General features: G+C 54.1%; 16 protein-coding genes. 8 read left to right on the forward strand and 8 right to left on the reverse strand.

Going from position 1 to position 14,153, the window contains the following annotated elements; genetic code table 11:
• Positions 1–398: 398 nt before the first annotated feature.
• Entirely contained in the window at positions 399–965 is a 567-nt protein-coding gene (gene gmhB / locus ACOTY9_RS14550; protein ID WP_023336781.1) for a D-glycero-beta-D-manno-heptose 1,7-bisphosphate 7-phosphatase, read from the reverse strand.
• A gap of 188 nt (positions 966–1,153) precedes the next feature.
• On the opposite strand from gmhB, the gene metN reads away from it, so the two are divergent.
• The 6 genes from metN (at position 1,154) to proS (ending at position 6,733) form a co-directional block, all read left to right on the forward strand.
• Complete coding sequence (metN, locus tag ACOTY9_RS14555) at positions 1,154–2,185, forward strand: methionine ABC transporter ATP-binding protein MetN (protein WP_023332146.1); 1,032 nt, start codon at positions 1,154–1,156, stop codon at positions 2,183–2,185.
• On the forward strand, positions 2,178–2,831 hold the full coding sequence (locus ACOTY9_RS14560) for a methionine ABC transporter permease MetI (RefSeq protein WP_003856130.1): 654 nt from the start codon (positions 2,178–2,180) through the stop codon (positions 2,829–2,831). Before metN ends, ACOTY9_RS14560 begins: the two co-directional genes overlap by 8 nt.
• A gap of 40 nt (positions 2,832–2,871) precedes the next feature.
• Positions 2,872–3,687, forward strand: coding sequence for a methionine ABC transporter substrate-binding lipoprotein MetQ (gene metQ, locus ACOTY9_RS14565; RefSeq protein ID WP_014168729.1), 816 nt, complete (start codon positions 2,872–2,874; stop codon positions 3,685–3,687).
• 106 nt (positions 3,688–3,793) lie between these two features.
• On the forward strand, positions 3,794–4,198 hold the full coding sequence (gene rcsF, locus ACOTY9_RS14570) for an Rcs stress response system protein RcsF (RefSeq protein ID WP_008501883.1): 405 nt from the start codon (positions 3,794–3,796) through the stop codon (positions 4,196–4,198).
• Positions 4,195–4,902 (forward strand): tRNA (N6-threonylcarbamoyladenosine(37)-N6)-methyltransferase TrmO, encoded by a 708-nt coding sequence (gene tsaA / locus ACOTY9_RS14575; protein WP_348565748.1) that lies wholly within the window; start codon positions 4,195–4,197, stop codon positions 4,900–4,902. Before rcsF ends, tsaA begins: the two co-directional genes overlap by 4 nt.
• 112 nt (positions 4,903–5,014) lie before the next feature.
• Positions 5,015–6,733, forward strand: a complete 1,719-nt coding sequence (proS, locus tag ACOTY9_RS14580) for a proline--tRNA ligase (RefSeq protein WP_023332143.1) — start codon at positions 5,015–5,017, stop codon at positions 6,731–6,733.
• 47 nt (positions 6,734–6,780) lie between these two features.
• Here proS and nlpE read toward each other — a convergent pair whose 3' ends face one another.
• Genes nlpE through ACOTY9_RS14595 form a run of 3 tightly spaced genes read right to left on the reverse strand, consistent with a single transcriptional unit; the run spans position 6,781 to position 8,478 of the window.
• On the reverse strand, positions 6,781–7,479 hold the full coding sequence (nlpE, locus tag ACOTY9_RS14585; RefSeq protein WP_348565750.1) for an envelope stress response activation lipoprotein NlpE: 699 nt from the start codon (positions 7,477–7,479) through the stop codon (positions 6,781–6,783).
• 34 nt (positions 7,480–7,513) lie between these two features.
• Positions 7,514–7,936 (reverse strand): alternative ribosome rescue aminoacyl-tRNA hydrolase ArfB, encoded by a 423-nt coding sequence (arfB, locus tag ACOTY9_RS14590; protein WP_348565751.1) that lies wholly within the window; start codon positions 7,934–7,936, stop codon positions 7,514–7,516.
• Positions 7,933–8,478 carry a YaeQ family protein gene (locus ACOTY9_RS14595; RefSeq protein WP_023339027.1) on the reverse strand — a complete coding sequence of 182 codons (546 nt, stop codon included), beginning with the start codon at positions 8,476–8,478 and terminating at the stop codon, positions 7,933–7,935. Before ACOTY9_RS14595 ends, arfB begins: the two co-directional genes overlap by 4 nt.
• Positions 8,479–8,673: 195 nt before the next feature.
• Between ACOTY9_RS14595 and ACOTY9_RS14600 the strand changes: the two genes are divergently transcribed.
• A complete protein-coding gene (locus ACOTY9_RS14600) occupies positions 8,674–8,874 on the forward strand; it encodes a YaeP family protein (protein WP_008501889.1) in 201 nt (66 codons plus the stop codon).
• Positions 8,861–9,121: a Rho-binding antiterminator gene (gene rof, locus ACOTY9_RS14605; protein ID WP_348565752.1), complete on the forward strand. Its 261-nt coding sequence runs from the start codon at positions 8,861–8,863 to the stop codon at positions 9,119–9,121. Before ACOTY9_RS14600 ends, rof begins: the two co-directional genes overlap by 14 nt.
• A gap of 28 nt (positions 9,122–9,149) precedes the next feature.
• Here the strand turns inward: rof and tilS are convergent, their stop codons facing one another.
• From tilS to accA, 4 genes are all read right to left on the reverse strand, one after another.
• Entirely contained in the window at positions 9,150–10,439 is a 1,290-nt protein-coding gene (gene tilS / locus ACOTY9_RS14610) for a tRNA lysidine(34) synthetase TilS (protein WP_421637374.1), read from the reverse strand.
• Positions 10,440–10,497: 58 nt separating this feature from the next.
• Positions 10,498–10,887 (reverse strand): VOC family protein, encoded by a 390-nt coding sequence (locus ACOTY9_RS14615; RefSeq protein WP_348565754.1) that lies wholly within the window; start codon positions 10,885–10,887, stop codon positions 10,498–10,500.
• A 65-nt stretch (positions 10,888–10,952) separates the two neighbouring features.
• Positions 10,953–13,085: a lysine decarboxylase LdcC gene (locus ACOTY9_RS14620; protein ID WP_047343996.1), complete on the reverse strand. Its 2,133-nt coding sequence runs from the start codon at positions 13,083–13,085 to the stop codon at positions 10,953–10,955.
• A 100-nt stretch (positions 13,086–13,185) separates the two neighbouring features.
• Positions 13,186–14,145: an acetyl-CoA carboxylase carboxyl transferase subunit alpha gene (gene accA, locus ACOTY9_RS14625; protein WP_013095666.1), complete on the reverse strand. Its 960-nt coding sequence runs from the start codon at positions 14,143–14,145 to the stop codon at positions 13,186–13,188.
• Positions 14,146–14,153 lie beyond the last annotated feature (8 nt).

The following is a 14,153-nucleotide window of genomic DNA, read 5'->3' on the forward strand; positions in this document are numbered from 1 at the left end:
ATCTGAGCCATGATCAAACTCTTCAATTTAAGTTTGATGCTCGTGAATTAAACTTCGTAATGAATTACGTATGTTCACTCAGAGACTTGGTATTCATTTTTCGTCCGGGGACGTTAAGAATCCATGTCACTTTGAGTGCCCACACAGATTGTCTGATAAATTGTTAAAGAGCAGTTGCAACGCGGCTTTCGCTCACCGTTGCGAGGTGGCGTATATTACGCTTTCCTCTTTCAGAGTCAACCCGTTATTTCAGGATTTTTTCTCTTCAACCGACCGGGTTGTCTGTGAAGTGATTCACATCTGCCGTGTCGATGGAGGCGCATTATAGGGAGCTGCCGAGGAATGACAAGTGGAAATATGCATTTTTATTTCGACCGCTCACCTTTTCACCAGAACGGCTATTTTTGGTGCTTTTTTATCTCTTTTGGCAGTTCGGCCAGGCTATTAATCACCCAATCCGCGGCATTTTCAGCTTCTGGCGTAACAGGCTTACCCGTGCGCACTAATATTTTGGTCCCCACACCTGCAGCTGCAGCTGCCTGCATATCTTCCAGTTTATCGCCCACCATATAAGAAGCGGCCATATCGATGTGCAGAAACTCTTGCGCGGAGATAAACATTCCCGGATGCGGTTTACGGCAATCACAGGTCTGGCGATACGCTTCTACGGTTCCCTGAGGGTGGTGTGGGCAATAATAAATGCCATCAAGATCGACCCCGCGATCCGCCAGCGACCAGTCCATCCATTCTGTCAGCGTCTCGAATTGCGCTTCGGTGAATTTACCGCGCGCAATACCAGACTGGTTCGTTACGACCACCAGCGCGTAGCCCATCTCTTTCAGCTGGCGCATTGCCTCTATAACGCCTTCGATAAATTCGAACTCATCAATCTCATGGACATAACCGTGATCCACATTAATAGTGCCATCACGATCGAGAAAAATTGCGGGTACTGATTTTGCCACCGGTTTGCTCCTGAAAAAGGCCTGTTGAGCTAGTATCTCATGAAACGCAGCGCAATAAAGTGCTCATCGTACAGAGTTGGATTGATTTAGACGTCTGGATGCCTTAACATCCGTTTTGTTTACGGTCATCACCCGTATCTGGCAGAACAAAATGCCACGGCTAACTTACATACGATAAAAATAATCTAATGATTAAACTTTCCAATATCACCAAAGTGTTCCAGCAGGGGAACCGAACCATTCAGGCGCTGAACAATGTCAGCCTGCATGTTCCTGCTGGTCAAATTTATGGCGTCATTGGCGCATCGGGTGCAGGTAAAAGCACGCTGATCCGTTGTGTTAACCTGCTTGAGCGTCCAACCCAGGGTAACGTAGAAGTTGGCGGCCAGGAACTTACCGCTCTTTCAGAGAAAGAACTCACCAAAGCGCGTCGTCAGATTGGCATGATCTTCCAGCACTTCAACCTGCTGGCTTCCCGCACCGTTTTCGGCAACGTCGCCTTGCCGCTGGAGCTGGACAACACACCGAAAGAAGAAGTGAAGCGTCGCGTTACCGAACTGCTCGACCTCGTGGGTCTGGGTGACAAACATGACAGCTACCCGGCAAATCTGTCTGGTGGTCAAAAGCAGCGTGTGGCGATTGCCCGCGCACTGGCTAGCAATCCTAAGGTATTGCTGTGTGATGAAGCGACCAGCGCACTGGATCCGGCTACCACGCGTTCTATTCTGGAACTGCTGAAAGACATTAACCGTCGCCTCGGCCTGACGATCCTCCTTATTACGCACGAGATGGATGTGGTGAAACGCATCTGCGACTGCGTGGCGGTCATCAGCAACGGTGAACTGATTGAGCAGGATACCGTCAGCGAAGTGTTCTCCCATCCGAAGACCCCGCTGGCGCAGCAGTTCATTCAGTCGACGCTGCACCTGGATATTCCGGAAGATTATCTGGAGCGTTTGAAAACTGAACCCGCGGCAGACAGTGTCCCAATGCTGCGCATGGAGTTCACCGGTCAGTCCGTTGATGCCCCTCTGCTTTCCGAAACCGCGCGTCGCTTTAACGTGAACAACAACATTATCAGCGCCCAGATGGATTACGCCGGTGGCGTGAAGTTCGGCATCATGCTGACGGAAATGCACGGCACACAAGAAGAAACCCAGGCGGCAATCGCCTGGCTGCAAGAACACCACGTAAAAGTAGAGGTACTGGGTTATGTCTGAGCCGATGATGTGGCTGCTGGTTCGCGGCGTTTGGGAAACGCTGGCAATGACCTTCGTATCGGGTTTCTTTGGTTTTGTGATTGGCCTGCCGGTCGGCGTACTGCTGTATGTCACGCGTCCGGGTCAAATCATTGAGAACGCGAAGCTCTACCGTACGCTCTCTGCGCTGGTTAACATCTTCCGTTCCATCCCGTTCATTATTCTGCTGGTGTGGATGATTCCATTTACCCGCGTGATCGTTGGTACGTCAATCGGTCTGCAGGCGGCCATTGTTCCGTTGACGGTAGGCGCTGCGCCGTTTATCGCCCGTATGGTGGAAAACGCCCTGCTGGAGATCCCGACGGGTTTGATCGAGGCCTCTCGTGCGATGGGCGCAACACCAATGCAGATCGTCCGCAAGGTACTGCTGCCTGAAGCACTGCCAGGCCTGGTGAATGCGGCCACGATTACGCTTATTACTCTGGTGGGGTATTCCGCGATGGGTGGTGCCGTAGGTGCCGGCGGTTTAGGCCAGATTGGCTACCAGTACGGCTATATTGGTTATAACGCTACCGTAATGAATACCGTTCTGGTATTGCTGGTTGTGCTGGTTTACTTAATCCAGTTCTCTGGCGATCGCATCGTCCGGGCTGTTACTCACAAATAACGTTACACACAACACAAACTCGACGAGTTAAGGATAAAACATGGCGTTTAAATTAAAGACCTTTGCAGCAGTAGGCGCGCTTATTGGCTCTCTGGCACTGGTGGGTTGCGGTCAGGACGAAAAAGATCCAAACCACATCAAAGTGGGCGTTATCGTTGGTGCAGAACAGCAGGTTGCTGAAGTTGCCCAGAAAGTGGCGAAAGAGAAATACGGCCTGGACGTTGAGCTGGTGACCTTCAACGATTACGTTCTGCCAAACGAAGCGCTGAGCAAAGGCGATATCGACGCTAACGCCTTCCAGCATAAGCCTTACCTGGATCAGCAGATCAAAGATCGTGGCTATAAGCTGGTAGGTGTCGGTAACACCTTCGTTTATCCGATTGCCGGTTACTCCAAGAAAATTAAATCATTGGACGAACTGCAGCCGGGCTCTCAGGTTGCGGTGCCTAACGACCCAACCAACCTCGGTCGTTCCCTGCTGCTGCTGCAGAAAGTGGGCCTGATCAAATTGAAAGACGGTGTTGGCCTGCTGCCAACCGTTCTGGATGTCACCGAGAACCCGAAAAATCTGAAAATTGTTGAGCTGGAAGCCCCACAGCTGCCACGTTCTCTGGACGATGCGCAGATTGCTCTGGCCGTTATCAACACCACTTACGCCAGCCAGATTGGCCTGACGCCAGCGAAAGACGGTATCTTCGTTGAAGATAAAGACTCCCCGTACGTTAACCTGATCGTGACTCGCGAAGACAACAAAGACGCGGAAAACGTGAAGAAGTTCGTACAGGCTTATCAGTCTGACGAAGTTTACCAGGAAGCCAACAAAGTGTTTAACGGTGGCGCGGTTAAAGGCTGGTAATCTCACCTCAGTGTAATATCATCAGGACGGGCTTATGCCCGTCTTGTCATTTGTGCAGTCAACTGATTCAATATCTGACGTTTTGATTATCCATTGAGGAATTATTATGCGTGCTTTACCGATCTGTCTTTTAGCACTCATGCTGAGCGGCTGTTCTATGCTAAGCAGATCTCCTGTTGAACCTGTTCAAAGCACGGCAACCCCGCCAAAAACAGAGCCTGCGAAACCGAAAGTGGTTCGCCCTGCGCCGGTTCGCATTATCACGAAAGCTGACGAACTCGTCGGTAAACCGTTCCGTGAACTGGGTGAAGTAAGCGGTGAATCCTGTCAGGCAACCAATCAGGACTCTCCGCCGAATATCCCGACAGCGCGTAAACGCATGCAGATTAACGCTGCCAAAATGAAAGCCAACGCGGTTCTGCTGCACAGCTGTGAAGTCACCAGCGGCACGCCGGGCTGCTATCGTCAGGCGGTTTGCATCGGTTCTGCGCTGAACATTACGGCGAAATGAGTGCATTTCAGTTTGAGCAGATAGGCGTTATCCACTCTCCCTATAAAGAGAAGTTCGCCGTGCCTCGCCAGCCGGGTCTGGTGACCAGCGGCGGGGGCGAGCTTCATCTTCTGGCGCCTTACAACCAGGCCGATGCGGTACGCGGGCTTGAGGCCTTCAGCCATTTATGGGTGGTATTTGTCTTTCATCAGACGATGGAAGGCGGCTGGCGACCAACCGTGCGCCCTCCTCGTCTGGGTGGAAATGCGCGAATGGGCGTATTTGCGACTCGCTCGACCTTCCGTCCAAACCCGATCGGGATGTCGTTGGTTGAACTGAAAGGCATACGTTGTCAGAAAGATCGGGTGATACTGGAATTAGGCAGTCTGGACCTGGTGGACGGCACGCCGGTTATCGACATCAAACCCTATTTGCCCTTCGCGGAAGCGCTCCCGGACGCGCGCGCAAGTTATGCTCAGGATGCACCGCAGGCGGATATGCCTGTCTCTTTTACCCCTGAGATCGCCTCGCAGCTTAGCCAGATGGAGAAGCGCTATCCTCGTTTGCGGAATTTTATCACCGAAGTGCTGGCACAGGACCCCCGTCCAGCCTACCGTAAAGAAGAGGAAGCAGGAAAAATATACGCCGTCTGGCTGCTGGATTTTAACGTGCGCTGGCGCGTCACCGGGGCAGGTTTTGAAGTGTTTGCCCTTGAACCCAGGTAATTTTGTTCTCCTCTCTTTTGGCATCTTTGCCACACTGGTAAACTAAACCACTTTTTTTGTGTCAGGCTGGTGTTTCAGCCTGTTCCAATCGTCGAAATGGAACCGTAACAACATGCGTACTAGCCAATATCTGCTCTCCACTCTGAAGGAGACGCCTGCCGACGCCGAAGTGATCAGCCATCAGCTGATGCTGCGCGCCGGGATGATCCGCAAGCTGGCCTCCGGGTTATATACCTGGCTGCCGACCGGCGTGCGCGTCCTGAAAAAAGTCGAAAACATCGTGCGTGAAGAGATGAACAACGCCGGTGCTATCGAGGTGTCCATGCCTGTGGTTCAGCCCGCTGACCTGTGGCAGGAGAGCGGCCGTTGGGAACAATATGGCCCAGAGCTGCTGCGCTTCGTCGATCGCGGCGAGCGTCCATTCGTTCTCGGCCCAACGCATGAAGAGGTCATCACCGACCTGATCCGTAACGAGCTGAGCTCTTACAAACAGCTGCCGCTGAACTTCTTCCAGATTCAGACCAAGTTCCGTGATGAAGTTCGTCCTCGTTTCGGGGTGATGCGCTCTCGCGAATTCCTGATGAAAGATGCTTACTCTTTCCATACCTCTCAGGAATCGCTGCAAGAGACCTACGACAAAATGTACGAGGCATACAGCAAAATCTTCTCCCGCATGGGTCTGGATTTCCGCGCTGTGCAGGCTGATACCGGCTCCATCGGTGGCAGCGCATCCCATGAGTTCCAGGTACTGGCGCAGAGCGGTGAAGACGATGTGATCTTCTCGGACTCTTCAGATTACGCCGCGAACATCGAATTTGCAGAAGCGCTGGCACCAAAAGAACCACGCGGCGCTGCAACGCAGGAGATGACGCTGGTTGATACGCCAAACGCGAAAACCATTGCTGAGCTGGTTGAGCAGTTCGGTCTGCCGATTGAAAAAACCGTCAAAACGCTGCTGGTGAAATCTACCGAAGGCAGCGCTTACCCGCTGGTTGCCCTGCTGGTGCGTGGCGATCACGAGCTGAACGAAGTGAAAGCAGAGAAGCTGCCGCAGGTCGCGAGCCCGCTGACGTTTGCAACAGAAGCGGAAATCCGTGCCGTGGTCAATGCAGGTCCTGGCTCTCTCGGCCCGGTTAATATGCCGGTTCCGGTTGTTATTGACCGCACTGTTGCTGCGATGAGCGACTTCTCCGCCGGCGCTAACATCGACGGTAAACATTACTTCGGTATTAACTGGGATCGCGACGTGGCGACGCCTGAAGTGGCAGACATCCGTAACGTGGTCGCAGGCGATCCAAGTCCGGACGGTCAGGGCACCCTGATGATTAAGCGCGGTATCGAAGTCGGTCACATCTTCCAGCTGGGTGACAAATACTCTCGCGCACTGAACGCCGCCGTTCAGGGTGAAGATGGCCGTAACCAGATCCTGACCATGGGCTGCTACGGTATCGGGGTCACTCGTGTGGTCGCGGCGGCCATTGAACAGAACTACGACGAGCGCGGCATCGTCTGGCCGGACAATATCGCTCCGTTCCAGGTTGCGATTCTGCCAATGAACATGCACAAATCCTACCGTGTGCAGGAGCTGGCTGAGAAGCTGTACGCCGAGCTGCGTGCTCAGGGTATCGAAGTGCTGATGGATGACCGTAAAGAGCGTCCGGGCGTGATGTTCGCCGATATGGAACTGATTGGTATTCCACACACGGTGGTCATCGGTGACCGTAACCTCGACAGCGATGAGATCGAATACAAATACCGTCGTAGCGGCGAGAAACAGATGATCAAGACAGGCGATATTCTTGATTACCTGGTGAAAGCCATCAAAGGCTAAACAAAAAACCCCGCTCAGGCGGGGTTTTTTAATGGATAATCGTCAGCTTATTGACTGTTACAGTCTTTGCCTGCGATAAATTTCGCCTCTTTATCCACCACCAGCGTTTTCACGCTCTCTCCGCTATCCGGGTTTGGCTCCAGCGTAAAGTGACCATCTACGGTCAGCAATACCGGCTTGCTGTCATTGCCACGCGCCACGGCGTAATCACGTTCAAGCTGCGCGTTGTTCGCCACGCTGACTTTCTTACCCGTTGCACAGTCGGTAAAGATCACCGCATCCGCCATATAGAAATACATACCCCGCATTGGCATCGGCGTAGCAGGCAGGGCCGCTTTCACCGGCGCAAGCGTATAATTGAACTGGGATTCAATCGGGTTGCCCTCGCGGTCGAGCATCTCCATCCCCTCACCTTTGGCGCGGAAATACGTTTTCTCACCCGTGGTATCCGTCAGGACCAGCTTTTCCGCCGTACGCGCCCAGGTTCCGTAGGTCGCAAACGAAGAGGGTTCTTTAGCGCCCTGATAACGCTGGTTCATAACCCAGGTGCCGTCTTTTTGCAGGAACAGGGACGTTTCGATGCCTTCACAGTCTGCACAAGGCAATACGCCGCGCCAGCTCTGCTGCATAGGCTTTAACGCTTCATTCTGCGAGGGCTGCAAAACCTGCGTTTCAGAACGGTTGTTACACCCGAAAAGCGCAAACAGCGTACTCACTGCCAGCGCTGAAAATAATGCTTTTTTCACAATGAATTCCTTATGAAAAGTGTGTTCCCTTTCGTCACTCCATCGGGCGACGAACTTTACCGCGTAGTGCTTTCACTGTGGATTTTTGGGCTTTCGAGGACAACCGACGCTCTTTCGATGCGCGGGTTGGCCGCGTTGCCCGGCGGCTTTTTTGTACTGCTGTTAATTCTTTAATAACGGCCACCAGCCTGGCTATCGCCGCTTCCCGGTTTAACTCCTGGCTGCGGTACTCCTGGGCTTTAATCACGATCACACCTTCGCTGGTGATCAGGTGATGGCTGGCAGCAAGCAGACTCTCTTTATAATACTCTGGCAGGCTTGATGCCCGAATGTCAAAACGCAAATGGATCGCCGTTGACGCCTTATTGACGTGCTGTCCACCCGCCCCCTGAGCACGGATGGCGGTGATCTCCAGCTCATTATCAGGGATGCTGACGTTTAGGGACAAAACAATCATGACGCAGGCTGCCAGGCCGCCAGATGAATTTCCAGATTATTCTGAGAATCGGAGAGCCAGATGGCGCCGTCCTGAATGGTTGCCTGCAGCACCATCGTCCGGCCGGCAAACTCACTGAGCTGCGCCAGCTGTTCATCATCCAGATACCAGACGGTGAGATTTTTATACTGCGCACATTTATTCTTGTTTTGTTGCCACCAGATCTCCGCCGCGCGCTGGTTATAGGCGAATAACGCCACTTCAGCGGACTGGGTACAGGCCTTTTTAATCCGACGCTCGTCCGGCAGACCGAGCTCGATCCACAGGTCGATGCCCAGATGATCGTTTCGCAGCCAGGCTTCTGGCTCGTCCTCTGCGCTTAAGCCGCGGGTAAACTGCAGCCGCTCGTTGGCGTATTTAATCCACGCCAGCAGGCGCAGCATCATACGCTCCTGGGTTTCGGAGGGGTGGCGCGCCAGCGTCAGCGACGCATCCAGAAACTGGTTGCGATCAAGATCGGCCACATTGACCACTGCTTTATAAATTGTCGCTTTAAGCGCCATGAGAGAACTCCATTCGAATCAGGGGCACATTGTAGCGAAAACAGAGGCAAAAGGCTGTCACGCGGTGATAAATCACACCTGTCAAGGCGCTGATATTGCTTAAATGAGTATGGTATAGTCACCTTGCTAAACCGAGTTTATCTTCGTAGGCTTAATGATATCTCACAGTAAGTCAGTGCGCTGGCGGGAGGGGATGTGAATAATTATTGTGAGTTAATTCGCAAACGGTATGCGGAAATCGCCAGCGGAGATCTGGGGTATGTCCCGGACGCGTTGGGCTGTGTATTGAAAGTGCTTAATGAAGTGGCCTCTGATGAGAGCCTTTCAGAGTCGGTCAGGGAAAAAGCAGCGTACGCTGCGGCGAATTTACTGGTGAGCGATTATGTCGATGAATGATACTTATCAACCCATCAATTGTGATGACTATGACAACCTCGAACTCGCCTGCCAGCATCATTTAATACTGACGCTGGAGCTAAAAGATGGCGAAGTATTGAAGGCAAAAGCCAGCGATCTGGTTTCACGTAAGAACGTGGAATATCTGGTTGTTGAAGACGGCAGTGCAGCGCGTGAGCTACGTCTGGATAAAATAGCCAGCTTCAGCCACCCGCAAATCGGCACCGTCGTGGTGAGCGAATCCTGATGACACTTACGGGCAGCCTGGCTGCCCGTTACACTTTCTGCCAATCAAAACTGCCCCCTTCTTCTGACCATCCCTCTTCCGTGATGAAAACCCCGGCAGCAGCCATCAACGTTTCACCGTAAAACAGCAGTGGCGTGGTATCACGTCGCCACGGCGGCACGCTGCACTCCTGCCATATCTTCTTAAGCTTCCGTCCCCCGTTGCGCCCGACAATATGCAGCAAACCACCAGCCTTGAAGCGTACGGTTACCGGCTCACCAGGCTTCGGCAGACGCACATGACCGGACGGGCTCAAAGAGACGCTCCCTGCATCACAGGGCAATATCAGCGGTACCTCTGGCGACGCCCAGTCGAGTACCACCTCGGTCAGTGAAGGCGTGGATTTGACCCACCAGAGTTTGCCTTTATAGCGCCTGACCTCAAAACCATTCAGATACACGCAGGGGGAAGCATCTTCCCGCGCCTGCGCGACTTCGTCCCAGATCCGGCTCAGCATCGCCCGCGACGGCATCGCTGCATGATGAGTAGCCAGCCAGCGGCGTAACAGTGCGGCGCGACGCACCGGGCTCATCGCCTCCAGGGGCGCTATCGCCAGTGCTCCGTCTTCAGAAATCAGGTCAGCCAGATCCGCACTCAACAGTTCATCCAGCAACAATTCCTGTTCAGCACACAGCATGGCGCTTCTCGCTGTCGCGTCGGCGAAATGCGGCCAGCGCTCGCTCAACAGCGGCAGGATGCGCAGGCGCAGGAAATTACGATCGTAACTGTCGTCCTGGTTACTCTCGTCTTCTATCCAGTTCAGCTGATATTCCCGCGCCCAGGCTTCCAGCGACGCCCGCGTCTCGCCCAGCAGCGGGCGCAGCAATTGCGTCCCGGCAAACTCAGATCGTGCAGGCATGGCGGACAGCCCCGCCGGTCCGCTTCCCCGCTTAAGCGCCAGCAAAAAAGTTTCGCACTGATCGTCCCGATGCTGAGCCGTGACCAGCGCTTCGCCAGGAAGTAATGCCGCGGAAAAAGCGGCATAGCGGGCTTTCCGCGCCTGTGCCTCGATGCCCTTCCCCTCATCAATGAGCGTGACGCGCTCAACGATGAACGGGATCGCCCAGGCCGCACACAAGGCTTCACAGTGCGCCACCCACTCCTCAGCGTGAGGACTTAATCCATGATGGATGTGCATAGCCCGAAGCTGGACGTCAGGCTCCCGGTCGCGCCAGCGTTTCAGGCGATGGAGCAGAACGGTGGAATCCAGGCCACCGCTAAACCCCACCAGCAGCTGGCGGTACGGTGAAACAGCTTGTGCGATAGCGGGTAAGGTCATAGGAAATTACACATAAAAAATGCCCGAACTGAGCGGGCATTATCACACAGGACAAACATTACTGCTGGTAAAGCTCCAGCGGCAAACCATCCGGGTCGTTAAAAAAGGTAAAACGCTTGTCGGTGAAGGGATCGACACGGATCGGTTCACACGTCACGCCGTGCGCTTCCAGATGTTTTACTGCGTTATCCAGGTCATCAACGCTGAAGGCAAGATGGCGCAGTCCACAGGCTTCCGGGCGCGACGGGCGCGCAGGCGGGAAGGGAAAAGAGAACAGCTCAATCACATATTGCCCGTTTAAAGCGAGATCCCCCTTCCAGGAGTCACGCTCCTCGCGGTAGGCCTCGCTCAACAGCGTAAAGCCAAGAATGTCAGAATAGAAGGCCTTACTTTTCGCGTAATCGGTAGCAATGATCGCAATATGGTGAACCGCTTTTAAACCCAGCATAGCTTCTCCTTTTTATGATGCCTGAACGTTACAACCGAGAACCCGCACCTGGCAAGCGGTCACCCTTATTTTAGGACTCGCACCCAGTAAACGCCGTGCTCATCGCGCTTCGCACCGTGAATATCCGTCTCGAAACCCGGATAGTGACGCCCCACCGAACAGAGCATCAGCAGAAAATCGAGCACTGCCCGGCTCTCCTCGGTGATCATTTCCCCCGGCATCAGCAGCGGTACACCCGGTGGGTAAGGCAGGATCATATTGGCCGACACGCGCCCGACCAGATTTTCCAGCTCAACGGTTTCTACCTCACCTTTTACCTGCCGCTGCCAGGCCTTGTGAGGCGTCAGCTTCATGTCAGGCAGGACGTCAAACGCCTGAAGCATGAGGCGCGGCAGATCGTGCTGGCGGATCAATCTGTGGATCCCCTGAGCCAGATCCTGAATGCGCATATTGCGGTAGAAGTCAGGATCTTCCGCGTAGAGATCCGGCAGCATGTTCTTCACCCGCAGGTTGAGATCGTAGGCACGCTTAAACTCCATCAGCCCGCGCAGCAGACCCATTGCCCGGGTTTTATCGATCCCGATACTGAACAGGAACAACAAATTATAGGGGCCGGTCTTCTCCACTACCACGCCGCGCTCATCAAGGAACTTCGCCACCAGCGCGGCGGGAATACCTTCATCACCCATTACACCCTGCTCGTCCATGCCTGGCGTCAGGATCGTCACCTTAACCGGATCGAGGAACATGTGGTCCGCATCGGCATCGCGGAAGCCGTGCCAGCTCTCCCCAGGCGCAACGGGCCAGCACTCGGCCTCGTCGATCTCTTCCGGCTGCCAGATATCAAAGAACCAGCCGTCTGCCTCATCTTTCAGCCGCTGGACCTCTTTACGGAAATGCAGCGCCCGCTCCACCGAGCGGTTTATCAGGCGTTTACCCGGGTTGCCGCGCAGCATCGCCGCCGCGGTTTCGATAGATGCCACCAGCGGATAGCTCGGTGAAGTGGTGGTATGCATCATAAAGGCTTCGTTGAAGGTCTCCTCGTCGTACTCGCCTTTGATGTGAATAAGAGACGCCTGGGAAAAGGCGGCCAGCATTTTGTGGGTCGACTGCGTTTCGAAGAACACTTTGCCCGGCACGCGCTCGCCGCTCATCCCGCTCTTACCCGAATAAATCGGGTGAAAATTGGTATAAGGCACCCACGCAGAATCGAAGTGGATCGACGGCACGTCCAGCGTCTGCTTGATCCAGTTGGTGTTGTATAACAGGCCGTCATAGGTGGAATTGGTGATCACCGCATGAACAGGCCAGCTTGCGCCAGGGATCGCCGCAACTTTCTTTTCAATGGTTTGATGCGTGAACTCCCGGCGTGGAATGCCGCCGAGAATCCCCAGCGCGTTACGCGTAGGGGATAACCAGAGCGGCACCACGTCGCTCATCATCAGCAGGTGCGCCAGCGATTTATGGCAGTTGCGGTCAATCAGCAGCGTGCTGCCCGCAGGCGCAGCGTACATCCCGACGATTTTGTTCGAGGTCGAGGTGCCATTGGTCACCATATAGCTCTGCTCAGCGCCAAAGGTGCGGGCAATATACTCCTCGGCCTCCAGATGCGGGCCGGTGTGATCCAGCAGAGAGCCCAGTTCCGTGACCGAAATTGACACGTCCGCTTTCAGCGTGTTGCCCCCGAAAAAATCATAGAACAGACAGCCTACCGGGCTTTTTTGATAGGCTGTTCCGGCCATATGCCCTGGCGTGCAGAAGGTGTATTTCCCCTCTTTCACATAGGTAAAAAGCGCGCGGGTAAAGGGCGGCGTAATGTTATCGAGGTATTCACCCGTGTACTGCTGAATGCGGGTCGCGATATCTTCCGCCACGCCGAGAGAATATTCAAAGAACCACAGCGCCATCCGCATATCATGCGCGCTGACGTCCATGGTCGAGTGGGTATTGATAAAGGCATACAGCGGGAGATATTCGTTCAGCTTGTTGATCTCGCTGCACAGCTCCAGATCGTATTCGTCCCAGTCGAAGATCACGCCACAGATTCGCGGGTTATGCTCAATAAACTTCAGCAGGTCGGCGCTGTTGTGCGGCCAGATGAGCTGATACCCGCGCGACTGAAGGGCTTGCTCCAGCTCCTTGATGGGCTCGTCTTTATAAAAGACGCCGTGCGGCCCCATAATGGCAATGATGTTCACGGTCTACCTCCTTGAAAAACATTAGCTAAGCATAGTTAAGGTAAATGGCGGGTATAAAAAAAGCCGCAACATTGTGCGGCTTTTCAGATAATTGTGAAGCTTACGCGTAGCCGTAAGTCATCAGACGCTGATAACGACGGTTGAGCAGGTCTTCTTTGCTCAGGACGTCCAGATCGGCCAGGTCAGCCAGCAGCTGGGCTTTCAGGGAAGCAGCCATCACTTCCGGCTTACGATGCGCGCCACCCAGCGGTTCAGGGATCACGGTATCGATCAGCTTCAGCTCTTTCAGACGTGGGGCAATGATGCCCATCGCTTCTGCGGCCAGCGGCGCTTTATCAGCGCTTTTCCACAGAATGGACGCACAGCCTTCCGGAGAGATAACGGAATAGGTGCTGTACTGCAGCATATTCACTTTATCGCCCACGCCAATGGCCAGCGCACCACCTGAACCACCTTCACCGATGACGGTACAGATGACCGGCACCTTCAGGCGGGACATCTCGCGCAGGTTACGGGCGATGGCTTCAGACTGACCGCGCTCTTCCGCGCCCACGCCAGGGTATGCACCCGGGGTGTCGATGAAGGTGATGATTGGCATGTTGAAACGCTCAGCCATCTCCATCAGACGCAGGGCCTTGCGGTAGCCTTCAGGTGCAGGCATACCGAAGTTACGACGGATTTTCTCTTTGGTTTCACGCCCTTTCTGATGACCAATGATCATCACCGGGCGTCCGTCCAGACGCGCGATACCGCCGACGATAGCTTTGTCGTCAGCGTATGCGCGATCGCCTGCCAGTTCGTCAAATTCGTCAAACGCCAGGCGGACATAATCCAGGGTGTACGGACGCTGTGGATGACGCGCCAGCTGGGCGATCTGCCATGCGCCGAGATCGGCAAAGATTTTGCGCGTCAGCTCTACGCTTTTTTCACGCAGACGATGCACTTCTTCGTCGATGTTAATATCCAGTTTTTCATCCTGACGGCTTACCGCTGTCAGAGAATCGATTTTCGCTTCCAGCTCAGCAATCGGCTGTTCGAAATCAAGGAAATTCAGACTCATAGTATTCC

The sequence above is a fragment of the Enterobacter cloacae complex sp. SHL012 genome (assembly GCF_049237505.1).
Classification (GTDB): domain Bacteria; phylum Pseudomonadota; class Gammaproteobacteria; order Enterobacterales; family Enterobacteriaceae; genus Enterobacter; species Enterobacter kobei.

Coding starts and splice junctions, on each gene's coding strand:
- metN (WP_023332146.1), top strand. CDS start 1,154: ATGATTAAACTTTCCAATATCACCAAAGTGTTCCAGCAGGGGAACCGA.
- ACOTY9_RS14560 (WP_003856130.1), top strand. CDS start 2,178: ATGTCTGAGCCGATGATGTGGCTGCTGGTTCGCGGCGTTTGGGAAACG.
- metQ (WP_014168729.1), top strand. CDS start 2,872: ATGGCGTTTAAATTAAAGACCTTTGCAGCAGTAGGCGCGCTTATTGGC.
- rcsF (WP_008501883.1), top strand. CDS start 3,794: ATGCGTGCTTTACCGATCTGTCTTTTAGCACTCATGCTGAGCGGCTGT.
- tsaA (WP_348565748.1), top strand. CDS start 4,195: ATGAGTGCATTTCAGTTTGAGCAGATAGGCGTTATCCACTCTCCCTAT.
- proS (WP_023332143.1), top strand. CDS start 5,015: ATGCGTACTAGCCAATATCTGCTCTCCACTCTGAAGGAGACGCCTGCC.
- arfB (WP_348565751.1), bottom strand. CDS start 7,936: ATGATTGTTTTGTCCCTAAACGTCAGCATCCCTGATAATGAGCTGGAG.
- ACOTY9_RS14595 (WP_023339027.1), bottom strand. CDS start 8,478: ATGGCGCTTAAAGCGACAATTTATAAAGCAGTGGTCAATGTGGCCGAT.
- rof (WP_348565752.1), top strand. CDS start 8,861: ATGTCGATGAATGATACTTATCAACCCATCAATTGTGATGACTATGAC.
- tilS (WP_421637374.1), bottom strand. CDS start 10,439: ATGACCTTACCCGCTATCGCACAAGCTGTTTCACCGTACCGCCAGCTG.
- ACOTY9_RS14615 (WP_348565754.1), bottom strand. CDS start 10,887: ATGCTGGGTTTAAAAGCGGTTCACCATATTGCGATCATTGCTACCGAT.
- accA (WP_013095666.1), bottom strand. CDS start 14,145: ATGAGTCTGAATTTCCTTGATTTCGAACAGCCGATTGCTGAGCTGGAA.